Annotated in this window: 23 protein-coding genes and 2 pseudogenes; 11 read left to right on the forward strand and 14 right to left on the reverse strand. The window is 58.9% G+C overall.

Annotated elements, in window-relative coordinates:
* Positions 1-546 precede the first annotated feature (546 nt).
* Positions 547-681 (reverse strand): annotated as a pseudogene (locus tag KGB20_RS24480) (IS3 family transposase); the annotation flags it as partial.
* An 843-nt stretch (positions 682-1524) separates the two neighbouring features.
* On the opposite strand from KGB20_RS24480, the gene KGB20_RS24485 reads away from it, so the two are divergent.
* A complete protein-coding gene (locus KGB20_RS24485) occupies positions 1525-1800 on the forward strand; it encodes a pyocin activator PrtN family protein (RefSeq protein WP_150724743.1) in 276 nt (91 codons plus the stop codon).
* Between the two features lies 1 nt (position 1801).
* On the opposite strand, the pseudogene KGB20_RS24490 reads toward KGB20_RS24485, so the two are convergent.
* A pseudogene (locus tag KGB20_RS24490) lies at positions 1802-2092 on the reverse strand (tyrosine-type recombinase/integrase); the annotation flags it as partial.
* A gap of 703 nt (positions 2093-2795) precedes the next feature.
* Here KGB20_RS24490 and KGB20_RS24495 point away from each other — a divergent pair.
* Both KGB20_RS24495 and KGB20_RS24500 read left to right on the forward strand, forming a co-directional pair.
* A complete protein-coding gene (locus tag KGB20_RS24495; protein WP_223533103.1) occupies positions 2796-3074 on the forward strand; it encodes a hypothetical protein in 279 nt (92 codons plus the stop codon).
* Positions 3071-3346 carry a pyocin activator PrtN family protein gene (locus KGB20_RS24500; RefSeq protein ID WP_150724740.1) on the forward strand — a complete coding sequence of 92 codons (276 nt, stop codon included), beginning with the start codon at positions 3071-3073 and terminating at the stop codon, positions 3344-3346. The genes KGB20_RS24495 and KGB20_RS24500 overlap by 4 nt, the downstream gene beginning before the upstream one ends.
* Here KGB20_RS24500 and KGB20_RS24505 read toward each other — a convergent pair.
* Positions 3321-4472 (reverse strand): site-specific integrase, encoded by a 1152-nt coding sequence (locus tag KGB20_RS24505; RefSeq protein WP_150724811.1) that lies wholly within the window; start codon positions 4470-4472, stop codon positions 3321-3323. The two genes, KGB20_RS24500 and KGB20_RS24505, sit on opposite strands and share 26 nt — an antisense overlap.
* Before the next feature lie 103 nt (positions 4473-4575).
* Between KGB20_RS24505 and dusA the strand changes: the two genes are divergently transcribed.
* Positions 4576-5586, forward strand: coding sequence for a tRNA dihydrouridine(20/20a) synthase DusA (dusA, locus tag KGB20_RS24510; protein WP_223533105.1), 1011 nt, complete (start codon positions 4576-4578; stop codon positions 5584-5586).
* Between the two features lie 178 nt (positions 5587-5764).
* The gene (gene tal / locus KGB20_RS24515) at positions 5765-6691 is read left to right on the forward strand and encodes a transaldolase (RefSeq protein ID WP_223533107.1); all 927 of its coding nucleotides are present in this window, start codon (positions 5765-5767) and stop codon (positions 6689-6691) included.
* A 204-nt stretch (positions 6692-6895) separates the two neighbouring features.
* Here the strand turns inward: tal and rssC are convergent, their stop codons facing one another.
* From rssC to KGB20_RS24530, 3 genes are all read right to left on the reverse strand, one after another.
* Positions 6896-7378, reverse strand: a complete 483-nt coding sequence (gene rssC, locus KGB20_RS24520) for an anti-sigma factor antagonist RssC (protein WP_057715633.1) — start codon at positions 7376-7378, stop codon at positions 6896-6898.
* On the reverse strand, positions 7378-8559 hold the full coding sequence (rssB, locus tag KGB20_RS24525) for a two-component system response regulator RssB (protein WP_057715634.1): 1182 nt from the start codon (positions 8557-8559) through the stop codon (positions 7378-7380). The genes rssC and rssB overlap by 1 nt, the downstream gene beginning before the upstream one ends.
* Before the next feature lie 389 nt (positions 8560-8948).
* The gene (locus KGB20_RS24530) at positions 8949-9638 is read right to left on the reverse strand and encodes a VacJ family lipoprotein (RefSeq protein ID WP_150812442.1); all 690 of its coding nucleotides are present in this window, start codon (positions 9636-9638) and stop codon (positions 8949-8951) included.
* 201 nt (positions 9639-9839) lie between these two features.
* Between KGB20_RS24530 and KGB20_RS24535 the strand changes: the two genes are divergently transcribed.
* Positions 9840-10460, forward strand: a complete 621-nt coding sequence (locus tag KGB20_RS24535) for a phosphatase (RefSeq protein WP_057715636.1) — start codon at positions 9840-9842, stop codon at positions 10458-10460.
* Positions 10461-10572: 112 nt separating this feature from the next.
* On the forward strand, positions 10573-10836 hold the full coding sequence (locus KGB20_RS24540) for a DUF4404 family protein (RefSeq protein WP_150812440.1): 264 nt from the start codon (positions 10573-10575) through the stop codon (positions 10834-10836).
* Between the two features lie 174 nt (positions 10837-11010).
* Here the strand turns inward: KGB20_RS24540 and queF are convergent, their stop codons facing one another.
* Together queF and KGB20_RS24550 are read right to left on the reverse strand one after the other, a co-directional pair.
* A complete protein-coding gene (queF, locus tag KGB20_RS24545; RefSeq protein WP_154910061.1) occupies positions 11011-11841 on the reverse strand; it encodes an NADPH-dependent 7-cyano-7-deazaguanine reductase QueF in 831 nt (276 codons plus the stop codon).
* A gap of 61 nt (positions 11842-11902) precedes the next feature.
* Positions 11903-12424 carry a plastocyanin/azurin family copper-binding protein gene (locus KGB20_RS24550; RefSeq protein WP_154910060.1) on the reverse strand — a complete coding sequence of 174 codons (522 nt, stop codon included), beginning with the start codon at positions 12422-12424 and terminating at the stop codon, positions 11903-11905.
* Positions 12425-12579: 155 nt separating this feature from the next.
* Between KGB20_RS24550 and KGB20_RS24555 the strand changes: the two genes are divergently transcribed.
* On the forward strand, positions 12580-13260 hold the full coding sequence (locus tag KGB20_RS24555; protein WP_154910059.1) for a heavy metal response regulator transcription factor: 681 nt from the start codon (positions 12580-12582) through the stop codon (positions 13258-13260).
* Positions 13260-14609 carry a heavy metal sensor histidine kinase gene (locus KGB20_RS24560; RefSeq protein WP_154910058.1) on the forward strand — a complete coding sequence of 450 codons (1350 nt, stop codon included), beginning with the start codon at positions 13260-13262 and terminating at the stop codon, positions 14607-14609. Before KGB20_RS24555 ends, KGB20_RS24560 begins: the two co-directional genes overlap by 1 nt.
* Before the next feature lie 124 nt (positions 14610-14733).
* On the opposite strand, the gene KGB20_RS24565 is transcribed toward KGB20_RS24560, so the two are convergent.
* The 3 genes from KGB20_RS24565 to KGB20_RS24575 all read right to left on the reverse strand — a co-directional run bounded on the left by KGB20_RS24565 (position 14734) and on the right by KGB20_RS24575 (position 17986).
* A complete protein-coding gene (locus KGB20_RS24565) occupies positions 14734-15978 on the reverse strand; it encodes a lipoprotein-releasing ABC transporter permease subunit (RefSeq protein ID WP_057715642.1) in 1245 nt (414 codons plus the stop codon).
* Between the two features lie 66 nt (positions 15979-16044).
* Complete coding sequence (gene lolD / locus KGB20_RS24570) at positions 16045-16728, reverse strand: lipoprotein-releasing ABC transporter ATP-binding protein LolD (RefSeq protein ID WP_173677889.1); 684 nt, start codon at positions 16726-16728, stop codon at positions 16045-16047.
* 7 nt (positions 16729-16735) lie between these two features.
* A complete protein-coding gene (locus KGB20_RS24575) occupies positions 16736-17986 on the reverse strand; it encodes a lipoprotein-releasing ABC transporter permease subunit (RefSeq protein WP_102668916.1) in 1251 nt (416 codons plus the stop codon).
* A 94-nt stretch (positions 17987-18080) separates the two neighbouring features.
* On the opposite strand from KGB20_RS24575, the gene KGB20_RS24580 reads away from it, so the two are divergent.
* Both KGB20_RS24580 and KGB20_RS24585 read left to right on the forward strand, forming a co-directional pair.
* Positions 18081-18662 (forward strand): PilZ domain-containing protein, encoded by a 582-nt coding sequence (locus KGB20_RS24580; protein ID WP_150812437.1) that lies wholly within the window; start codon positions 18081-18083, stop codon positions 18660-18662.
* A 14-nt stretch (positions 18663-18676) separates the two neighbouring features.
* Positions 18677-19399: a glycerophosphodiester phosphodiesterase gene (locus KGB20_RS24585; protein WP_007984279.1), complete on the forward strand. Its 723-nt coding sequence runs from the start codon at positions 18677-18679 to the stop codon at positions 19397-19399.
* A 42-nt stretch (positions 19400-19441) separates the two neighbouring features.
* Here the strand turns inward: KGB20_RS24585 and sthA are convergent, their stop codons facing one another.
* The 3 genes from sthA to KGB20_RS24600 form a co-directional block, all read right to left on the reverse strand.
* Positions 19442-20836 (reverse strand): Si-specific NAD(P)(+) transhydrogenase, encoded by a 1395-nt coding sequence (gene sthA / locus KGB20_RS24590; protein WP_007984277.1) that lies wholly within the window; start codon positions 20834-20836, stop codon positions 19442-19444.
* A gap of 207 nt (positions 20837-21043) precedes the next feature.
* On the reverse strand, positions 21044-22081 hold the full coding sequence (locus KGB20_RS24595) for an FAD:protein FMN transferase (RefSeq protein ID WP_223517936.1): 1038 nt from the start codon (positions 22079-22081) through the stop codon (positions 21044-21046).
* Between the two features lie 295 nt (positions 22082-22376).
* Positions 22377-23840, reverse strand: a complete 1464-nt coding sequence (locus tag KGB20_RS24600) for a glyceraldehyde-3-phosphate dehydrogenase (RefSeq protein WP_090454111.1) — start codon at positions 23838-23840, stop codon at positions 22377-22379.
* Positions 23841-23883: the final 43 nt, after the last annotated feature.

The raw sequence follows: 23883 nt of genomic DNA on the forward strand, positions 1-23883 counted from the left end.
TGTAGAACCTTGCTGAAGGGCACCGATGCGATATTGATCAACTATGGTGCCTTAAGCGGACTCACTCAGCGAACAGCCGTCGGCTCTTCGCGCCGACAAGGCCCTAATGCGTTTTTACACACTCTGGGCCAAGAGGAGCCGTTCGACTAAGGACGGCTTCCGGTCAAATCTTCGGATAGCGTGGTCTGTGTCCCTACTTGGTGAGCGGCAAATTCCTCAGCCCCAAACCTCTGAACCTCCATGCCGATATTACTCAGTCGCTCCAACCGGGCGCTTTCTCCCAGTACATAGGGCTCCTGGTCTTGACGCGGAATTCACTTATATCTTGTGGTATCGAGCGCGGACGTGTGACAAGCCGACGCCAAACGCCTTTCGCGGTTAACGCTTCGGCTTTCCGTGATCAGTTGGTGATAACAGTGCATTGATCCATGGAGACAGCTCCCGAAGTACCTTCGACGAAAATCGCAGTTTGACAGCTCATGACAAACGCCTTGCCATTGGTCTGGGCGCGACCCGCTTGAATTCCGGGCGCAGCTCAGCCTACTCGTTTTGCTGCCGCTGCGTCTGGGGCTTGCTATAGAGCTTGATCCAGGCATACAGACTGTGCACTGACACGCCCAGCCATGCGTCTACTTCGGCAACGGATAGGTTGCGTTCGATCAATTGCTTGTCCGCTTCGATCTTGAATTCTTAGGGGTAACGCTGACGACTCATAGCGCCTCCTATTTGGGCCTCATTATCAGGCTCAGAGGTGTCCAGCTTTCTGGCGAAAACGGACTTTTCAATTCGCTTACGAGTTACTCGTAGGTTCTTCTCGATCTGCAAAAACGACTCCCGGATCACTGACGGGCACCTATGAGGAACTCATAGGTGCCTTTCAATACGAAAGGACCGTGCGATTTTCGAAATAGTGCACCTATGAGTAACCTGCAGGCCACAGCAGATCCATTGATGTGTTGTACGTGGTTACTGGGGTCAGAACGCCTACGCCTGTCGGAGCTTTAAGTAACGAAGAAGAGGAGCTGATAACGCAATACCGCAGAATTCCTGAGGATGACCAAAAAACTGTCCGCCGCTTTCTAAATGCTTTGGAGCCGACGCTGCGCGCGATGCGCGCCAAGCTGTAACAAATTATGTAGTTGTACAAGTATTCGTATCAAAGCCACACGCGTACTCCGTTTCAATCCAATAACGTCGATTCAGCAATGCACTTTATGGAGTGAGCATGTTGGATCGCGCACCTGAGCAGATCGTTAGCTTTCTGGAATGGCAAGCGTGCGTTGAGGATGAGTGGCGTTTCGACGACCTGGTGATTCACCTGGTTCGCAGATCAAGTCTTTCACTTGGTTAAGCACTCTTACGGCCGCTGATGAAAAAAAGAGGTGTCGAGGAGGTGCAACTCCCCGACACCGACCATCTTTGAAAGGAGAGAACCATGCAAGCTCAAACCCGCAACGGTGGCGCTATCGAGTCTACAACGAACATACAGCTCGCCAAAATTAGCCATCTACAAGGAGCAAGGCCATGAAAACCCTATTTGTTCTCATGGCACAATATAACGGCCTGGCGATCATTCCCTTAGCGCAAGTCTGCCACGACTACTTCACTCACCTAACCCCTGACATGTTTCAACGAAAGGTTATGGCGGGACAAATTAAAATCCCCATCACTCGCCTGGAAGCAAGTCAAAAAAGCGCGAAAGGAGTTCATATCTCGGATCTTTCCGCGTACCTGGACGCGCAACACGCTGCAGCTGTCAAAGAAAGCAATCAGTTAAACAGCGCACCACGCGGAAGCTGATTTACTTCAACGTCTTCGCGGCCAATTTCACGGGCGCCTGTAGGATCTGCTCCAGCCAGTCCCAATTTGCGTATGCATCACCTCGACCGCGTAGATGAGTGTAACGCCGCATTGAGTTCCAATCTCGATGCCCCGACACACTCGCTACCCGAGGAATGTCCCAGTCCATTTCGAAAAGCCGGCTAACGCCATCGTGGCGCAGGTCATGAAAGTGCAGATCCTCGATGCCAAGTATCTGACAAACCCTGGTCCACGAAGTGGATACAGACTCAGCGCTGTACGGAAATATCTCAGGTACCCTTTGGGTTGAGCAGCGCGGTTCGGATGAGGTTGGAGGCAACGTACGTGGAGCGCTGGCAACGATCAGCAAGAACGAAGAGTTCATCAACATGACGCTAGCGGTGCTCATGACGCCTGAGTGAGCAAGTCTCGAGCTTGGTAGGCTACGTGCGGCCAAGGAACTTGCTCTCCACCCATACGACTCGAGTCCCCATCCCAACCTCTGAAGCTTGGACGGCGCGTTTCTTATTTTCCATAAAAATGTCTCACATCAAGGGAAACACAACCGTGTTCCAAGTGGGCTTAGGAGGACTATAAGGAAGGCTCATGCTTGTGAAAAATCATGATATCTGGGAGTAAGGGTGGCTTTTTTTAAGGCTGGATGGGGGGGTAAGCGGCCGTCAAACCAGTACCACCTGAGAGAGTTCCTCTCCAAAATACAGCTGCGCGATACCACGAGCTTGGGCATGCCGTAATTGGGCCCCTTGGAGATGCAGAGATGAATCCAGTGACTCCTGACGGTCGCTACTTTGTAGTCAAAGACCAGCTGTGGCGCTCCACCAACCCATCGCTCAGTGAGGATGTGCGGCAGCTGTTGATCAACGATCTCATGGCAGCGCGACGTGGCCATAAGAGCTGGATCCCGCCCGCTTTTCGTTGTGCCACCGGAGCAGCAATGCAGTCACCTCTTCGCGTAAGCGGCTATTCGCTACAGCATGATGGATGATTGCAAGCCGTTGCTAGCTGAACAGTGGAACTGTCGAACGACAGTAGATGATCAAGACTCCCTGAACAGTGACGCCGCCGTCGCCGCGATTGCTTTCGCATTGGAGAAGGCTTCCGGCGATATCGACGATATTGAATTCCTTCGCTGCTGGAACGAAGGCGACTTCGACTCAATTCGGGACGAGTGGCCTGAGGCACCGGAAGAGGTATTCATTGGCGCAGATCCGCTGTATTGCAGAAAAGCTGAAGATCAAGAGGCCAACCCATGAACACAGCCTTCATCCTGACGGCGCAATACAATGGTCGCGCCCTCATTCCGCTGGACCAGGTGTGCAAGGACTACTTCACACACTTGACCACCGAAATGTTCCAGCGAAAGGTCTTGGCTGGTCAGATCAAAATCCCGATCACTCGCCTAGAGCCAAGCCAGAAAAGCGCAAAAGGGATCCACATCACCGACCTCGCGGCCTACCTCGACTTACAGCGGGAAGCCGCAGTCAAGGAATGCAACCAACTCAACGGCTTAAAACGCGCCTCTTAAGCCATTTCATTGATGCGGCACCTAGCTGTACGGGCGCCTTCAATATTTTGTCATGCCACTCCCAGCCAATGTAAGGATCCCCTCTGCCACGCAGATGGGTATAGCGCCTCAGAGAGTTCCAGTCCCTGTGTCCTGAAACACTCGCTACACGTGGGATATCCCAATCCATTTCAAACAATCGGCTAACACCGTCGTGCCTCAGATCATGGAAGTGCAAGTCTTCAATGCTTGTAAACTTGCAGGCTTTCGCCCACGACGTAGAAATAGATTCAGGGCTATACGGGAATATATCGTCGCCAGCCTTGGGCATTGTCTGAAGTATCCGCCACGCCTCATCCGGCAAGTAACACCAAACATCATTGCCGATCTTCTGGCCAGGGTTCTTCATATCCCGGACCATCACCCGCTGACCGGCCTCATCAACATCAGCCCAGCGAATGCGCGTAATTTCATCGAGTCGCCGCGTGGAAAAGATCGCGAAGCCCACAACCTTGAGCATATTGATGGAACTTCGCCGGCGCCCCTGCATTTCCTCATAGTAACTAAGTATCTTTCCTAACTCAGCCAACGACGAACGACGGTCCCTCTCCCGGCTCTTCAAGTTGTAACCGAGCTTTCGCAATACCTTACGCGCGTCACCCATTGCATGCGGATCAACTTGATAACCCCAGGCGGGCCGGGCAATTGATAACACCGCGCCAAGGTGGGCAAGATCATTGCCTGCGGTCTGAGGCTGCACCCCACCACCTGCTTTACTCATACGCCAGAGTGCGTAGTCCACCAACTGCTGACTGTTTAGGTCAGAATCAACCAACTTACCAAAGTCCGTTTCCGCAATGGCGTTCAACGTGGCCTTCTTTGTTTTCCCCAGCGGTCGGGCTTTCTCCATTTCATCCAGGTAGCGGGTGATCATGTCGCTGACCGTGACCCCCGTTCGGTTCGCCCGCTCAATTGCACCAGGCTCATCCAGCTCCGCGCCGCGCTTTCGCGCCCAAGCCTGAGCTGCCTGTTTTCGGGCGAAGGTCTGACTCTCTTGGTAGACTTGCACTCCGTCGCGCTTGATGCGGATCTGAGCTGTGTAGCTCACACTCCCATCCGCCAGTTTTCTTGCCCTGATAGTCGCCATATCGAAAGTGGTACGCGTCAGTTTTGAAGTGGTACATCGTACCACCGACATTCAAAAAACGCCCGAAAACGCCCTAAAACACGCTAAAAACACGTAGAGCAAAATGGTACAGAACCCCCACTCCAGACCAGTAAATCCAAGACCTGCACTGTCTCGGCGGTTTAGTGTTGCGCCCATGATGGATTGGACCGACCGCCACTGCCGCTTCTTCCTGCGCCTGCTGTCGAAAAACGCCCTGCTCTACACCGAAATGGTCACCACCGGTGCCCTGCTCAACGGTGATCACGACCGTTTCCTGCGTCACAACGAAGCCGAGCATCCGCTGGCGTTGCAGCTTGGCGGTAGCGTGCCGCTGGACCTGGCCGCATGTGCGCGCATGGCGCAGGAGCATGGTTACGATGAGGTGAACCTGAATGTCGGCTGCCCAAGTGATCGGGTGCAGAACAATATGATCGGCGCGTGCTTGATGGGGCATCCGCAGTTGGTGGCCGATTGTGTGAAGGCGATGCGTGATGCGGTGTCGATTCCGGTGACGGTCAAGCACCGTATCGGGATCAATGGCCGGGACAGTTACGAGGAGCTGTGTGATTTCGTCGGCACGGTGCGGGATGCCGGGTGCACCAGTTTTACCGTGCATGCGCGGATCGCGATTCTGGAGGGGCTGTCGCCGAAGGAGAACCGTGACATCCCGCCCCTGCGTTATGACGTGGCAGCGCGGTTGAAGGCGGATTTTCCTGAGCTGGAGATTATCCTCAACGGCGGGATCAAGACGCTGGAAGCTTGCCACGAACATTTGCAGACGTTTGACGGCGTGATGTTGGGCCGCGAGGCGTATCACAACCCTTATGTGATGGCCGAGGTGGACCAGCAGCTGTTCGGCAGCGCGGCGCCGGTGATCAGCCGGGCTGAGGCGCTGGCGCAGTTGCGTCCTTATATAGCGGCGCATATCGCTGCAGGTGGTTCGATGCACCACATCACTCGCCATGTGCTTGGGCTGGGCACCGGGTTCCCGGGAGCACGCAAGTTTCGGCAGTTATTGTCGGTGGACATTCACAAGGCCAAAGAGCCTTTGGCGTTGCTGGATCAAGCGGCGGAGTTGCTTGAGGGGCGTTAACGGTCGGTCTTGTTGAACCTGTGGGGCGTTTTGGCATCGTATTCTTCGATACCGCACCCCACCTTTCAAACACCTGTTTTCAGGTTGTTGCCACAGGGGGCATTGATACACGTACACGCCCTTGAGTGGCTGTCAGCGCTCGGGTAATGTCATCAGACCCATAGGACAGAGCACGCTCATGACTTCCAAGCTGGAACAACTCAAACAAATGACAACCGTGGTTGCCGACACCGGCGACTTCGAAGCTATCGCTCGCGTTAAGCCCGTGGACGCCACCACCAACCCTTCCCTGCTGCTCAAGGCCGCGGCCATTCCTGCGTATGCCGAGCTGCTGAACGCCTGCGTCAATGACTGCAAGGGCGATGTGGGCCTGGCCAGCGACCGTTTTGGTGTGGCCGTGGGGCAAGAAATCCTGAAAGTGATTCCGGGCCGCATTTCCACCGAAGTGGATGCGCGCCTGTCGTTCGACACTGATGCCATGCTCAAGCGCGCGCATCGCCTGATCGAGCTGTACGACAAGGCCGGTATTGGCCGCGACCGCGTGCTGATCAAGATCGCGTCCACCTGGGAAGGCATCCGCGCTGCCGAGATCCTGGAAAAGGAAGGCATCCAGACCAACCTGACCCTGCTGTTCTCCTTTGCCCAGGCGGCCGCCTGTGCCGACGCCGGGGTGTTCCTGATTTCGCCGTTCGTGGGCCGTATCTACGACTGGTACAAGAAAGCCAACGGCAACGACTACACCGGCGCGGATGATCCGGGCGTGCAGTCGGTGACGCGCATCTACAACTACTACAAGGCCAATGACTACAAGACCGTGGTCATGGGGGCGAGCTTCCGCAACCTGGGCCAGATCGAGCAACTGGCCGGCTGTGACCGCCTGACCATCAGCCCGGACCTCATCGACAAGCTGGCCGCGGATACCGGCAAGCTGGAGCGCAAACTGGCGCCTGGCCATGCCGGTGAAGCGCGCCTGAGCCTAAACGAATCGCAGTTCCGCTGGCTGTCCAACGAAGATGCGATGGCGACCGAGAAACTCGCTGAAGGCATTCGTCAGTTCGCGCTGGATCAGGAGAAGCTCGAGGCGTTGTTGCAGGCCAAGCTGTGATTTGAGTGGGTGTAATGCAAAAAGGGCGAACCTGTGAGGGTTCGCCCTTTTTTGTATGTGTTTGGTGACTGGCAGGACGCCATCGCGAGCAAGCTCGCTCCCACAGGAGTTCGCGGGATGACTGAGGTCGTGTGCTAAACGAGGACCTGTGGGAGCGAGCTTGCTCGCGATGGGGGTCTGGCTGACCCACATCAATTCAGGGGATCAATGGCGTTCGAGCGCATTCACCAGGTCATGGAAGGCTTCACGATTGGTGTCGTTCAGGCCCATGAGGATCTTGTGCGCTTCGAGCACCTTGATCCGCACCACTTCTTCGGACTGATCCTGGTCTGGCAGGTCGTCCAGGCATTCCGGGCACGGCACCGGCTTGTCAACGATGTTGAACACCTGCTCGAAGCCCATGGACTGCAGCAGCCGCGTGATGTCTTCGTGGGTGGTGACGACGGTCGGCAGCAGGCCAACCTTCTGCCGCGACAGGATCGACAGCTTGGCCAGCAGGCCAAGTGTGGTGCTGTCGATGCTGCGGGTTTCGGTCAGATCGATCACGATCGAATTGAAATTCAACGCGCTGAAGATCCGCTCAATAGTCGCATCCAACGCCGAACACAGGGTCAGGCGAACTTCACCGACGAACTTCAGGACGAAGGTGCCATCCTGCTCGGCGAACTGGATTCTACCGGTACTCATCAAAGATTCCTGCTCAACACCAACAGGGCGATATCATCCGGCATCTCCCCTAGCGTGGCCAATCCAAAAACCTGCCGCAGCCCATCCAGGGTGCCGCCCGCAGCCTTGACCCGTTGGGGCAACGCCGCTTCTTTCTCTTTGAGTGTGGGTTCTGGCAAAAGATCCAGAATGCCATCAGACATCAGCGTCAGGCTGAACGTCGGTGGCAGTTCCAGCACGTGGTCTTCGTAGGTGGCTTCGTTGAAGAGGCCCACCGGCAGACCACGCCCTTGCAGATAACGAACACTGTCTGGCGTGTACAACACTGGCAACGGCAAATGACCGCCGATGCTATAGGTCAACAAACCGGTCTCCTCGTCGATGACTCCACCGACCATTGTGACGTGTTTACCCAGCTTACAACTGATCAGGCCCCGGTTGATATGACCAAGAACCTCTGAAGGCTTGAATTCCGGCAGGGTGCCGCTGCGCTTGGATTCGAACAGCAAGCGCGTGGTCATGAACTTCAACAGCACGGTGACGAAGGCTGAGGAGGCGCCGTGACCGGAAACGTCCGCCAGGTAAAAGGCGACCCGGCGCTCGTCGACCCGGAAGTAGTCGACGAAATCACCCGACAGGTACAGCGACGGGATGATCTGGTGAGCAAACTTGAACTCGTCGATGGTCCAGGGGCTGACCGGCAGCATGTTCATCTGCACCTGGCGACCGGCGTTCTGGTCCTCCTGGAGCAGGTTCAGGCTGGCTTCGAGCTCGCGATTGGCCTTCTCCAGCTTCTCGCGGTAGCGCTGGTTCTCCAGCAGCAGGCGCGCACGATCCAGGGCCCGGCGCACAGAGTGCTCGAGCACAGCCAGATCTTCGAGAGGCTTGATCAGGTAGTCCGCCGCGCCCAGGCGCAGGGCTTCGACCGCGTCATTCATCACGCCGGCACCCGACACCACGATCACCGGGGTTTGCGGCGACAGTTCGGTGACCTGGCGAATGAGTTCGAGTCCACCCATCTGCGGCATGCGCAGATCGCAGATGACCAAGTCGGGCTTGTCTTGCTCGAATACCTGAAGACCCTGCTGACCATTGCTGGCCTGCAAGACGCTGAAACCACTGTCTTCCAAATAGGCGGCGAGGCTCGCGCGCACTACTTCGTCATCATCGATTATCAGCAGCGTGGCACTGGTTTTTGGCATGTGGGCAAACGGCGCCAGAATTAGGTTGGCGTAGCAGGCGGGGATTTTGGCCCGGCGCTGACTACTGGATTCGCTTTCTAGCCTCTCTGTCGCACCGCTTTCGGGCAATTGCCCTACACACGTGTCCACCAGAGGTGCCCTTCTAAGGCGCAGACGGTACTCCCATCCGCGGGGCGTTTCAAGCTCACGCCGATGGTCGCCTGACGTCTTTATTTGTAAAATCACCGAGAGTTATAAGAACAGGCAAATCCGTAACCCAATGGAAGGTTCGAACCTGCGAGTCAAACCGGCCGGGACTACAGTGAAAACCGCGATTTCATCCGCATGCGGCTTTTCGCAGACAAAAAAGGCGGCCTTGATGGCCGCCTTTTTCAGTTTACCGGTCGAGATCAAAAATCGTCTTCGACCTGACCGTCCTTCACCTTGAATTCACGGTTCTGCAAGTATGCATTACGGATGAAGGTGTACTTGTCGCCGGTGATCAGCTTCTCGCTCGACAGCAGGTTGGCACGGGTATCGATGATGTCCAGGGCGTGGAACGAGTTACGCACCGAAACGTCGTTTACGTAACGATAAGCGCCGGTGTAGCTGTCGACGTACTTGGACGGCGTATCACGCAAGGTGCTTGGCCCCAGCAGCGGCAGCATCACGTAAGGGCCGCTGCCGACACCCCAGTAGCCCAGCGTCTGACCGAAGTCTTCGTCATTGCGCTGCAGGCCCATTTTCGTGCCGACATCAATGACGCCCAGCAAGCCGAAGGTGGTGTTGAAAATGATTCGTGCGGTATCAACGCCTGCGGCACGAGGTTTGGCCTGCAGGATATCGTTGGCCAGGTTGCGCACATCGCCGATATTACGGAAGAAGTTGTGAACGCCGTCTTCGACAAACTGCGGCGTCACGTACTGGTAGCCCTGGGCCAGGGGTTTGAGCGCGTAGGTGTCGATCACATCGTTGAACTTGAAAATCGGGCGGTTGACGCTTTCCCAAGGATCCTCTTCCGTGGCTGCCTGGGCAGCGAACGGAACCAGCATCACACTGGCGCATACACAAATCCTGGCTAGATGATTGCTCCAGCGCATAGAAAAAAACTCCTTGGTTTGTACTGGCTCGGGCACTTGGCCCAGGCAATAAGTTGGCAAGTATAAGACGTAAACGCCGTTTAACGCACTTTGTACGAGATCCACACGGAAGGAATCGTGCCAAATGTGAGCGTTTCACATCCATGTCATTCAACTGTCACCGTCGTCCACTAGCCTTCAGGCTATTTCAGGGACGTCCACATGCCGCTCGCCGAAGCCTTGCCCCAAACCGCACCCAGCCTGACCGCCGTACTGTTCGGCCTCAGTGGCTGCCTGGTGGATTTCGGCGCGCACACGCACCGGCACGGCAGCCACTCGGCCGAACACGCCGAGGCCACGCCCGGCGCACTGGATAGCCTGCGCAGCTTGCAGCGCCAGCAAATCCCCTGCGCCTGGCTCGATGAACTGCCCCCTGCCCTCAGCCAATCCCTGGCCGCGGCGCTGCCGGAATGGATCAAACCCTCGCAACATTCAGCTACAAACAACCCATGGCCCGCCCCGAATGCCTGCTGGCACGCCTTGATGACCCTGAACGTCGAGCGACTCGACGGCTGCGTACTGGTGAGCGGTGAACCCCGTTTGCTGCAAGCGGGTCTCAATGCCGGGTTGTGGACCATCGGTCTGGCGTCCTGCGGCTCGCTGTGCGGGCTGGCGCCCGAGCAATGGCAAGCGCTGCCCCCGCAGGAGCGCGACATCAAACGTGCCAAGGCGACGATGCAACTGTTTGGCCTGGGCGTGCATTCGGTGATCGATCATCTCGGTGAACTCGACACCTGCCTGGCCGATATCAGCTTGCGTCGGCTCAAGGGCGAAAAGCCCTGATCGAGATCATGCACGTTGGCCGCGAGTGGATTAATCTAAAGGTCAGCCATCGACCTTTGGCCTGCCGCCATGGTCTATGCCAGTGCCTATCGATAAAAGAAGGAAGAACGCCATGCCTGCCCGCGAACTGCAAGAACAGCTCAATGCCCTGCGCGAGCAATTGGAACAGAATCCTCCATTGTCTGAAGCCGAACGCGCAGAGTTGAGCGAACTGATGCAACAGATCGAGTTGAAGCTTGAACTCGAAACCAAAACCCAGGATTCCAGCCTCGCCGATGGCGTCAACCTGGCTGTCGAGCGCTTTGAACTCGAACACCCTACCCTTGCCGGCACCCTGCGCAACATCGGGCAGGCCTTGGCCAATATGGGAATCTGAACCCCGCCAGACGCAAAAAAGCCCTGCTAGTGATAGCAGGGCTTTTTTGCGTCTGCACTTGGCAATGCACGTCCCCTGTGGGAGCGGGCTTGCTCGCGAAAGCGGTGGGTCAGTCAACATCATCGTTGAATGTGAAGCCGCCTTCGCGAGCAAGCCCGCTCCCACATTAAAGCGTTACTGGCGGACCAGGCGATGGTTCGGCAGCTGCACCTCTTCAGTGCTGCGATACGGGTTGATATCCAGCCCGCCACGACGCACATAACGCGCATACACCGTCAGTTTCTCTGGCTTGAGCAACCGCTGCAGGTCGAGAAAGATCCGCTCTACACACTGTTCATGGAAGTCCGAGTGTTGGCGGAAGCTGACGATGTACTCGAGCAGGCTCGCATGATCCAGCGCCGCGCCACGGTACTCCACCGCGACGCTGCCCCAGTCCGGCTGGCTGGTGACCGGACAGTTGGACTTGAGCAAATGACTGTGCACGCTCTCCTCGACAATGCGCGAATCATCGCAACGCAGCAGTTCCGGCCGTGGATGCTCGTAGTTGCTGACGCTGATATCCAATTCATCGATGCACACGCCCGGCAAGGCCACGACGCCTTCGCTCTCGACCTCCTTGAGACTGCGAATGCGCACACCCACCGGCTTGCCGGCAGCCGCCGACAAGTCCTTGGCCAGCGTCGCCTCAAGGCTCGCGGTATCGGCAAACGGCGTCTGGTTCAGGGAGTTGAGATAGAGCTTGAACGACTTCGACTCGATGATGTTCGGCGAATCCGCCGGAATGCTGAATTCACCGATCGCCACCACCGGCTTGCCCGACGGCAGCAGCCAGGACAGCTCGAAGCAGTTCCAGAAGTCCACGCCTTTGTACGGCAGGGTTTGCGCCGTCAGGCCCAGCTCCGCCCACTTCGTGGTGCGCGGGATCGGGAACAGCAAGGACGGCGTGTAGGTGGCGATGTATTCGCTGGACTTGCCCAGCGGCGAGTGTTCGGCTGCGGGATGCATGGCGGAAACCTGACTGAAGAATCAGCGGATTCTATCAGCCTTTGCTCCCGCCTTTGAGTGCTTACTGACTGACAGTCAGTTTGCCGACCATGCCGGCCTGGTAATGGCCGGGAATATTGCAGGCAAACTCAAGGCTGGTGGCCTTGCTGAAGGTCCAGGTCAGCTCGGCGGTCTTGCCCGGTTCCACCAGCACGCTGTTGGGGTCATCATGCTTCATGCCGTGGTTCATTTTGCTGTGATCCATGCCGGCCATTGCCTTCATACCGGTTGGCGCCAGCATGCCGCTCTGTTGCATCTGCAACATTTCCTGCTGGTGCCTGGCGTGCAACGCCGCATCCCCCAAGTTGAACTCATGCAGCAACTGGCCTTTATTGACCAGCACGAAGCGCACGGTTTCCCCGGCCTTGATATCGAGGGACTTCGGCGTGAAGGACATGTCCCCCATCACCACCTCGATGCTGCGGGTCGCCTTGGCCGCCGAGGCCGGTTGACCGAAATCGTAGGTACGTCCGGCGTCTGCCCACACCGGTGAACTCAGCGCCAGCAAACACAGGATTTGCGCCACGGATTTGCGTAAAAACATCGTCATACTCCAACAAGTTAAGGCTCAGCATGCGCAAAACTCTAAACTGCTGCCACTGCCCGCAACCTGACAGCCAGATTACAACTTTGTCAGGTTGCCCTGTGCGAATGCTGCCCACGGTATAAAGCCTTCGTTCCACTTGCCATGAGTCGCCCATGAAACTGCTGATCGTCGAAGACCAACCGAAAACCGGCCATTATCTGCGCCAGGGCCTGACCGAGGCCGGGTTCAACACGGAACTGGTGGCCGACGGCAACGCCGGCCAGCAATTGGCCCTCAGCGGCGAATATGCCCTGCTGATTCTTGATGTAATGCTGCCGGGTCGTGATGGCTGGCAAATTCTCCAAGCAGTGCGCAGCGCCGGCCTGGACACGCCGGTACTTTTTCTGACCGCCCGTGACGCCGTGGAGGACAGGGTTCACGGCCTCGAACTGGGTGCCGATGACTATCTGGTCAAGCCGTTTGCCTTCTCCGAACTGCTGGCCCGGGTCCGCAGCCTGTTGCGTCGCGGCAGCACCACGCCGCAGGAGACCAGCCTGCAACTGGCCGATCTGCGCCTGGACCTGATCCGGCGCCGGGTCGAACGCAGCGGCCAGCGTATCGACCTGACCGCCAAGGAATTCGCCCTGCTGGAAATGCTCCTGCGCCGCCAGGGCGAAGTCCTGCCCAAGTCGCTGATTGCGTCCCAGGTCTGGGACATGAATTTCGACAGCGACACCAATGTCATCGAGGTGGCGATCCGTCGCCTGCGCCTGAAGATCGACGATGAATTCCCCAACAAGCTGATCCATACCGTACGCGGCATGGGCTACGTCCTTGAAGAGCGTCCCGCCTGATGCGCCGTCTCTCCTTGAGCAGCCGCCTGGCGCTGCTGTTTGCCGCATGCACCGCCGTGGTCTCGTTGTTCGCCGGGGTGCTGTTCAGCCGCGCCAGCGAGGCGCACTTCGTTGAACTCGACCAGCAACTGCTGGACGGCAAGCTGATTGGCTTGCGTCGGGCCCTGCACGACTTACAGTCGAGTGACAGCGAAGTAAAACTGGCCGAGGAGTTGAGCCGGCAGGCTGACCTGTCCCTGCGAATCACCGGCAGCGACGGCCAGCGCTGGTATGACAGTTCGACCAACATCCCCCAGGTATTGCCGCACCGGTCCGGATTGTCGACGGTGAGCCATGAAGGCACAGATTACCGCGTCCTCAATGCGCCGCTTTTCGCGGACAAACCCGAGTCACCGAAACTGACCCTGCTGTTGGACATCACCCATCACCAGCACTTTCTGCAACGCATGCAGCATTTGATCTGGCTGACCGTCGGCCTGTCAGCCCTGGCCACCGCACTGCTGGGCGCCTGGGCGGCACGCAGCGGCTTGCGCCCGTTAAGGCGGATCAGCGCGGTGGCCAGTGGTGTTTCCGCGCAATCGCTGAACTCGCGGCTACCTGAAGAAAACATGCCGCCGGAACTGGCGGAAATGGCCCACAACTTCAACGCCATGCTCGGACGCCTCGACGACTCGTTTCAGCGCCTGTCGGCCTTCTCCGCCGACATTGCCCATGAACTGCGCACGCCATTGTCGAACCTGCTGACCCACACCCAGGTCACCCTCACCCGCCCTCGCCCCATCGAGGACTACCGCGAAGCCCTGCACAGCAACCTCGAAGAGCTGCAATGGATGGCGCAACTGGTCAACGACATGCTCTATCTGGCCAAGGCTGACCATGGACTGTTAATCCCCAAGCGCGAACCGTTGGAACTGGGACAGGAAACGGATCTGCTGCTGGAGTTTTTTGCGCCGCTGGCGGAAGACGCGCAGGTAAAACTGAGTCGTGACGGCAATGCCCGCCTCGAAGGTGACCGCAGCATGTTGCGCAGGGCACTGTCGAACCTGCTGGACAACGCACTGCGGTTCACACCGGTCGATGGCGAGGTTCGGGTGCGAATCGTCGATCAGCCAAAAGAGTTGCGCCTGACCGTTGAAAACACCGGCCAACAGATTTCCAAAGATCTATTGCCGCGCCTGTTTGACCGGTTTTACCGGGCCGATCCTGCGCGTCGTGAAGGCAGTAGCGAACATGCGGGGCTGGGACTGGCGATCACCCAATCGATCATCCGTGCCCATGGCGGGCAGATTCGTTGCGAATCGGAGAATGGGTGGACGCGGTTTGTGATCGAGTTGCCAAGGGGGGATTGAGGCCAGCAGCTCCGGCCCCTTCGCGAGCAAGCCCGCTCCCACAGTGTTTTGTGGCGTTCACATCATCTGTGTACGACGCAGATCCCTGTGGGAGCGGGCTTGCTCGCGAAGGCGGTGTAACGGCTTACGAATAGCGCAACGCATGAGCCGGCTCGATCTTCGCCGCACGCCAGGCCGGGTAAACCGTGGCCAGGAAGCTCATGACAAACCCCGCCGTGCAGATCAGCGCCACATCCGCGCCTTGCAGCTCAGACGGCAGGTTACTGACGAAGTACACGTCGGAACTGAAGATGTGCTGCCCGCTGACCCGCTCGATCCAGCCTACGATCTGGCTGACGTTCAGTGCGGCAATCACGCCCAATACACCGCCAATCAAGGTGCCGACGATGCCGATCACCGTGCCCTGCACCACGAAGATCGCCATGATCTGCCGTGGCGTGGCGCCGATGGTGCGCAGGATCGCGATGTCCGCTCCCTTGTCGTTCACCACCATGATCAGGGTCGCGATGATGTTGAACGCCGCCACCGCGACGATCATCAGCAACAGCAGGCCGATCATGGTTTTTTCCATCTTCATCGCGCTGAACAGGCTGCCCTGGGTGTGGGTCCAGTCGTCAGCCTTGTAGGCGGCGCCCAGCCCCGTGGCGATGTCGTTCGACACTTGCGGCGCGGCATACAAGTCCTTCACCGCCAGGCGCACGCTCTGCACCTGATTCGGCTCCCAGCGCTGCATCTGCGCGGCATCGGCCATGTGGATCAGCGCCATGGTGCCGTCCAGTTCCGCACCGACCTTGAACACGCCGACCACATTCAGCCGCTGCATGCGCGGAGTAATGCCGCCCGGCGCATTGCTGACCTCAGGCACGATCAAGGTGATCTTGTCGCCCACGTTCAAGCGGAAGCGGCGCGCCGTGATCTGCCCGATCACCACGCCGAATTCGCCCGGCTTCAGGGCTTCCAGGCTCCCCTGAACGATGTGCTTGGCGACGATCGACACCTGGCCTTCCAGCGCCGGGTCGACACCGCTGACCTGGATCGGCTGCATCGTGCCCTTGTAGGACAGCATGCCCTCCATCTCGGTGAACGGCACCGCCGCCGTCACTTCCGGGTTTTTCATCGCGGCCGCCGCCACGGGCTTCCAGTCGTCAATCGGGTTCACGCCGACGATGGTGGCGTGCGGCACCATGCCAAGGATGCGCGAGCTCATTTCGCGCTGGAAGCCGTTCATCACCGACAGCACCACGATCATCGCCAGCACGCCGAGGGCGAGGCCGATCATCGAGGTCATCGAGATGAAGGAAACAAAGCGATTGCGGCGCTTGGCGCGGGTATAGCGCGTGCCGATAAAGATCGATAACGGTCTGAACATTCGCTGGGGCACCGTATAAAAATAAAAGACCCGACGCACCTTTCGGTCGCGTCGGGTTTCAATCCGTTAGATGGGAGTCAGGCAACCTTCCTGCAAGTGCAGGACGCGGTCCATCTGGCGGGCGAGGTTCATGTCGTGGGTCACCACCAGGAACGCCGTGCGCATCGAGGTGCTGAGCTCCAGCATCAAGTCCTGGATCCCCTGGGCGGTGTGGGAATCGAGGTTGCCGGTCGGCTCGTCGAGCATCACCAGGCCTGGATTGTTCACCAGGGCGCGAGCGATGGCCACACGCTGACGCTCACCACCGGACAGTTCGGCCGGCTTGTGCTCCAGGCGATGCCCCAGCCCTACCCGCTCCAGCAACGCCGTGGCACGCTGACGCGCTTCGGGGATCGCGGTCTTGCCGATCAGCAGCGGCATGCAGACGTTTTCCAGGGCGGTGAATTCCGGCAGCAGGTGGTGGAACTGGTACACGAAGCCGAGGGCGCGATTACGCAGCAGGCCGCGCTTCTTCTCGCTCAGCGCCGACAGTTCTTCACCGTCGAGCCAGACGCTGCCCTTGGTCGGTGTATCGAGGCCGCCCAGCAGGTTGAGCAAGGTACTTTTGCCCGAGCCCGACTTGCCGACAATCGCCACACGCTCGCCCGGGTGCAACTCCAGTTGCAGACCGGCCAACACTTCCACCGATTCCGGGCCTTCCTCGTAGGATTTGCCCAGGCTGCGGCAGCTCAAGATTGCTTTATCACTCATGCCCGACTCACTCATAACGTAGCGCCTCCGCAGGCTGGGTGCGCGCGGCACGCCAGGCTGGATACAGGGTGGCGAGGAAACTCAGGACCAACGCCGCGGAGCAGACCATCACGACGTCCTGGCTCTGCACCTGCGACGGCAGGTAATCGATGAAGTACACGTCGGCGTTGAGGAACTTGTGCCCGATCAGGCCTTCGAGGGCCGAGATCGCGGCGCTGACGTTCAGCGCCGCGAAGATCCCGACCACCGCGCCGATCGCGGTACCGACTACGCCAATGACGGTGCCTTGCACCATGAACGTGCGCATGATCGTGCCTGGTGTGGCGCCCAGCGTGCGCAGGATCGCGATGTCGCCCTTCTTGTCATTCACCACCATCACCAGCGTGGAAATGATGTTGAACGCAGCGACGGCAACGATCAGCAGCAGCAAAAGGCCGATCATGGCTTTTTCCATGCGGATCGCCTGGTACAGGTTGCCGTGGGTGCGGGTCCAGTCGCGGGCGTAGTAGCGGTCTTCGCCGAGGTCGCGGGCGATGCTCCACGCGGTGCGCGGCGCCTGGAACAGATCGTCGAACTTCAGGCGCAGGCCCTGGACCTGATCCGGTTTCCAGCGGTGCAGCCGGGCCAGGTCCTGCAGGTTGGTGACGCCAAGATAGCCATCGAGCTCACCGGCGCCGACATGGAAGATGCCGACCACGGTAAAGCGCTTCATGCGCGGGAACATCCCGGCCGGGGTCACCGTGACTTCGGGCGCGACGAAGGTCAGCTTGTCACCGATGGCCGCACCGAGCTTGGCCGCAGCCTTGTCGCCGATGACGATGCCGAACTCCCCCGGCACCAGGTCGTCGAGTTTTCCCTGGGTCATGAATTGATCGATGATCGACACTTGGCGCTCTTGCGCCGGGTCGATGGCATTGAGCAGGACTTTCGAGACCTTGCCGTTATTGGTCAGCAAACCCTGCATTTGCGTAAACGGCGCCACGGCCGTCACCTGCGGGTTCTGCTTGACCTTCGCGGCCAGGCCTTGCCAATCGCTGATCGCCTCACCGGACTCGATGGTCGCGTGGGGCACCATGCCCAGCACGCGGGTGCGCATCTCATGATCGAAGCCGTTCATCACCGACAGCACCACGATCATCACGACCACGCCAAGGGCGAGCCCGATCATCGAAGTCAGGGAAATGAATGACACAAAATGATTGCGACGCTTTGCACGGGTGTAACGCGTGCCGATAAATACGAAGAGAGGTCTGAACATGTCGGGGCTTGTTCGGAGGGAAAAGGAACGTCCTTGTGGCGGGGGTCGATAACCAGCTTTACACTCAGACCACCGCCGCTACCATGGGTTCGCCATGTCGACATTAGATGAAGAAGATCGCCGCGAATACTACCGTATCGAGGATACGATCGCACTGGAAATTCGGCCCCTGTCCGCTACTGAAGCCACAGGCCAGGAAGTGTTGCAGGATGCTTCTCCACTCTTCAACTTGCTCAGCGAACTGCACCTGAGTGAATTCGAGTCGCAACACCTGTTACGCCAGATCAGCGAACGCGACCGGAACCTCGCGGCGTTCCTCAAATCCCAGAACAAACGCATCGACTTGCTGAGCCAGGTGATCGCCATCACCGTACTCGGGCAGATCGGCGAACCGCAGCCAGTGATCATCTCCGAAGGCGGCATCGACTTTCAGCATCCATCGCCCATTGCCGCCGGCGCACGCCTGTCGGTCAAACTGGTATTGATGCCGCAGGCCCTGGGCCTGCTGCTGCGCGCCCGCGTCACCCATTGCGACCGCAAGGGCGACGGCTATGACGTCGGCACCGAGTTCGAACACCTGACCGACGCCCAACGCCAACTGCTGGCCCGCCACATCTTGCAAAAGCAGGCCCAGGAACGACGCCTGGCCCGCGACCAACTCGAATCAGGCAATTAAATTAAGGAAGAACCGTGACCCTCATCTACGGCCATCGCGGCGCCAAGGGCGAAGCACCGGAAAACACCCTGACCAGCTTTCAGGAATGTCTCAAGCACGGCGTGCGTCGCTGCGAACTGGACCTGCACCTGTCCATGGACGGCGAGCTGATGGTCATCCACGACCCGACCCTCAAGCGCACCACCGACCGTCGCGGCAAGGTCGTCGAACACACGGCGGCCGAGCTTGTGACCTATGACGCACGCAAGGGTGGACCGGGCTGGATCAAGCCTTGCCCGATTCCGACGCTGGAAGAACTGTTCGAGAAATGCGACTTCGATCACTGGCAGCTGGAAGTCAAAAGCGCATCACGGATGCGTGCCGCGACCACCGTGCTGGCGATTCGCGAAATGGTGCAGCGTCATGGCCTGATGGACAAGGTGACCATCACCTCGAGTTCCCGTGAAGTGCTCAAGGCTGCGCTGGAGTTGGTGCCGGACGTATCCCGCGGGCTGGTGGCCGAGTATGCCTGGCTTGACCCACTGAAGGTCGCCGCCAGCTATGGCTGTGAGATTCTGGCGCTGAACTGGACCCTGTGCACGCCGGAACGCCTGCAAAGGGCGCAGCGTCAGGGGCTGCATGTGTCGGTATGGACCGTCAACGAGCCCGCGCTGATGCGCAGACTCGCCGACTTCGGCGTTGACAGCCTGATTACAGACTTTCCCGGTTTGGCCACCGCCACGCTCGAGAATTGCTGAAATCGGTCTCCCCGGCCGGCTCAGGCCACCGGCCGGAGCCCGTCAAAAAAGCCGGTTGAGGCCGTCGTACGCGGCTACCCGATAGGCTTCGGCCATGGTCGGGTAGTTGAACGTGGTGTTGACGAAGTACTTCAACGTGTTGAGTTCGCCCGGCTGGTTCATGATCGCCTGACCGATGTGCACGATCTCCGACGCCTGATAACCGAAGCAGTGAACACCCAGCACTTCCAGGGTTTCACGGTGGAACAGGATCTTCAGCATGCCTTGCGGCTCGCCGGCGATCTGCGCCCGCGCCATGCTCTTGAAGAAGGCCTTGCCCACTTCGTACGGCACCTTGGCCTGGGTCAGTTCCTGCTCGTTCTTGCCGATCGAACTGATCTCCGGAATGGTGTAGATGCCGGTCGGCACGTCATTCACAAAGCGCCAGCTACCGTTATCGACGATGCTGCCGGCGGCCGAGCGACCCTGGTCGTGGGCGGCACTGGCCAGGCTTGGCCAGCCGATCACGTCGCCGGCGCCGTAGATGTTCGGCACGCAGGTGCGGTATGCCTCGTCGACTTCGATCTGGCCACGGCTGTTGACCTTCACGCCGATGTTTTCCAGACCCAACTGATCGGTGTTGCCGGTACGACCGTTACACCAGAGCAAGGCGTCGGCCTTGATCTTCTTGCCGGACTTGAGGTGCAGGATCACGCCGTTGTCCACGCCTTCGACGCGGTCGTAGTCTTCGTTGTGGCGAACCGTGATGTTGTTGTTGCTGAAGTGATAACTCAGGGCCTGGGAAATTTCCGAGTCGAGGAAGCTCAGCAGTTGCCCACGGTTGTCCACCAATTCAACCAATACACCCAGACCGCTGAAGATCGAGGCGTATTCGCAACCGATCACGCCGGCGCCGTAAACGATGAGTTTACGCGGGGTGTGGCCGAGGCTGAGGATGGTGTCGCTATCGTAGATACGCGGGTGGTGGAAATCGATGTCCGCCGGGCGATAAGGACGCGAACCGGTGGCGATGATGATGTGCTTGGCCACCAGTTTCTCGACCACGCCGTTGGCGCAGACCACTTCGATGGTTTGCTCGTCGGCGAAGCTGCCGGTGCCGAAGAACACGTCGACGCGGTTACGGGCGTAGTAGCCGGTACGCGAAGCGACTTGCTTGGAGATGACTTTCTCGGCGCTTTTCAACACGTCCGGGAACGAGAACCAGCGCGGCTCACCAATGGCCCGGAACATCGGGTTGGTGTTGAATTGCATGATCTGCCGCACCGAGTGACGCAGTGCCTTGGACGGGATGGTGCCCAAGTGAGTGCAGTTGCCGCCGACCTGGCGACGGCTATCGACCATCGCCACCTTGCGCCCTGCCTTGGCGGCGTTCATTGCCGCGCCTTCCCCTGCCGGGCCGGAACCCAACACCACCACGTCGTAGTTGTAGACAGCCATGCGTACTCCTCAGAACAGGCCGCGGTACCCTCGGCACCTGCGGCTAAATCACGCCAATGCGTGGCATGAAGGAACAATTTGGGGCCAGTGCAGAACCCGGACACAGTCTATAGAAGCGTCAACGCCGCGCACATTAACCCTTGGTCGCGTCGTAGGCTACTTTTGCCTGCGCTACAACGCCAGTTTTCAATGCTCAAATCGCCGAAATCATTCGGTTTTTTCGCCACTGATGCGTTCAAAAGCGGGACTGCTGCGTGTGACGAAACCTGTATCGGCACGAATCACAAAAAATGCGCCGATATCGTGTTTTTCTGCGTAGTCCCAACCGCGCTCCGGGCCGAGAATCAGCAACAGCGTCGATAAGCCATCGGCCATCAGCGCCGAAGGATGAATCACTGTGACGGACGCCAGGGTGTGTGAGACCGGCGCACCGGTGCGGGCATCAAAGGTGTGGGAAAAACGCTGTCCGTCCTGCTCGAAATAATTCCGGTAGTCGCCGGAAGTGGACAGGCCATAGCCGTCGACGACAATGACCCGTTCCGCCACCTGCCGATCATCCCGCGGCTCTTCCAGGGCAATGCGCCACGGCGAGCCGTCAGCCTTCCTGCCGGACGCCTTGAGCTCACCCGTGGCCTCGGCGAGGTAGTCATGGATGCCCATCGCCTCGAGTCTTGCGGCAATCGTGTCCACCGCATAACCGGCGGCGATGCTGTTGAAGTCAACCTCGACGGCGGCGTCCTTGCACAACCGGTCACCATCGATGCGCAAGTGTTCATGGCCGACGCGCTTGCGGGCTTCGGCAAGCGCTTCGGCGGTCGGGACTTTTTCCCCGCGGGCCTGCGGGCCAAATCCCCAGAGGTTCAGCAACGGCTCCACCGTCAGATCGTAGGAACCGTCGCTTTGCACCGACAGCTGCTCGCCCACGCGGACCAGTTCGAGGATCGACGCCGGCATTGCATGACAGCCGTTGGCCGGTAACGCATTGAAGCGCTCGATGTCCGAGTCGCTGCGGTAGGTCGACATTTGCCGGTCAATGTCAGCGAGGATCTGCTCGACCTGGACACGGACTTCGTCCGGCGCCGGAAGGTCGGCATGGCGCACATACTTGATCGAATAAGTGCTGCCCATGGTCGGGCCGCCGAAGCTCTCCAGAGTGTCGCCGTTGCCGCAGCCTGATAGTGCGCCGAGCAGCAAAAGTGCCACCCCCTGCCACCTGATCAACAATTCCCGAGCTCCCCAATGCATCCCCTGACACATCGCCAGGGCCAGCCATTATGCGATAGAACCGTGGGAGCGGGCTTGCTCGCGAAGAGGTCATCACATTCAGCATTGATATCTCTCTCAGACCGCTATCGCGAGCAAGCTCGCTCCCACATTGGATAGCTGGCGTGATCACTACCGTGCAAACACCACCACACCCTGTGGGAGCGAGCTTGCTCGCGATGAGGCCAGTGCGAACAACACATCCCCCAATAGACAAAAGCAGCACAAACAAAAACGCCCCGACCAAGGCCGGGGCGTTTTCATGTGCAGCTAAGGCTTAGCGCGGGAATGCTGGCGGGTTTACACCGGCCATGTCTTCCATCACGCGAACCACCTGGCAGCTGTAACCGAACTCGTTGTCGTACCAGACGTACAGAACAACGCGGTTATCCTGGGTGATGGTCGCTTCAGCGTCCACTACGCCTGCGTGGCGCGAGCCAACGAAGTCGGTGGAAACCACTTCCTGGGAGCTGACGTAGTCGATCTGCTTGTGCAGATCCGAGTGCATGGCCATCTGGCGCAGGTACTCGTTGATCTCTTCGCGAGTGGTGGCCTTTTCCAGGTTCAGGTTCAGGATAGCCATCGACACGTTCGGCGTAGGAACGCGAATCGCGTTACCGGTCAGCTTACCCTTCAACACTGGCAGAGCCTTGGCGGCTGCAGTGGCGGCACCGGTCTCGGTGATTACCATGTTCAGCGGCGCGGCGCGGCCACGACGGCTGCCCTTGTGGAAGTTGTCGATCAGGTTCTGGTCGTTGGTGAACGAGTGAACGGTTTCGACGTGACCGTTGACGATGCCGTACTTGTCATTCACAGCTTTGAGCACCGGCACGATGGCGTTGGTGGTGCACGAAGCGGCCGAGATGATCTTGTCGTCAGGGGTGATTTCGCCGTGGTTGATGCCGTGCACGATGTTCTTCAGCGCGCCCTTGCCAGGTGCGGTGAGGATTACGCGGGCAGCGCCCGGGCAAGCCAGGTGCTGGCCCAGGCCATCGGCGTCACGCCATACACCGGTGTTGTCGACGATCAGAGCGTTTTCGATGCCGTACTGGGTGTAGTCGACTTCGGCCGGGCTCTTGGCGTAGATAACCTGGATCAGGTTGCCGTTGGCGGTGATGGTGTTGTTGGCTTCATCAATGGTGATGGTGCCATCGAACGGGCCATGAACCGAGTCGCGACGCAGCAGGCTGGCACGTTTGACCAGGTCGTTCTCGGCGCCCTTGCGGACCACGATGGCGCGCAGACGCAGGCCGTCGCCGCCACCGGTTTTCTCGATCAGGATGCGCGCCAGCAGACGGCCGATACGACCGAAGCCGTACAGGACAACGTCGGTGCCTTTGCGGGCGGAAGCGTTCTGCTGGCCAACCACGTCGGCCATCTCTTCACGGACGAACTGCTCGGCACTACGGCCATTGCCTTCGGCCTTGTATTTGGCCGCCAGCTTGCCCAGGTCTACCGAAGCGGCACCGAGCTTGAGCTCGCTCATCGCCTTGAGCAGCGGGAATGTTTCGTGGACGGAGAGTTCGGTTTCGTCGGTCTGGCGATGACGGGCAAAGCGGTGCGCTTTGAGGATCGAAATCACCGAGCGGTTGATCAGGCTGCGGCCATAGATCGAGCTCACCACGTTGTTATTGCGGTAGAGCTGACCGATAAGCGGAATCATCGCTTCTGCGAGTGCTTCACGGTCGATCCATTCACCAAGACACTGGTCGGGCTTCTGAGTCACGGGAACCTTCCACATGTAGGGGCAGAAAAAAGGGGCTACATTATGCCGCCGAGTGACA

The organism is Pseudomonas sp. BF-R-30 (assembly GCF_019956175.1).
Classification (GTDB): Bacteria; Pseudomonadota; Gammaproteobacteria; order Pseudomonadales; family Pseudomonadaceae; genus Aquipseudomonas; species Aquipseudomonas jessenii.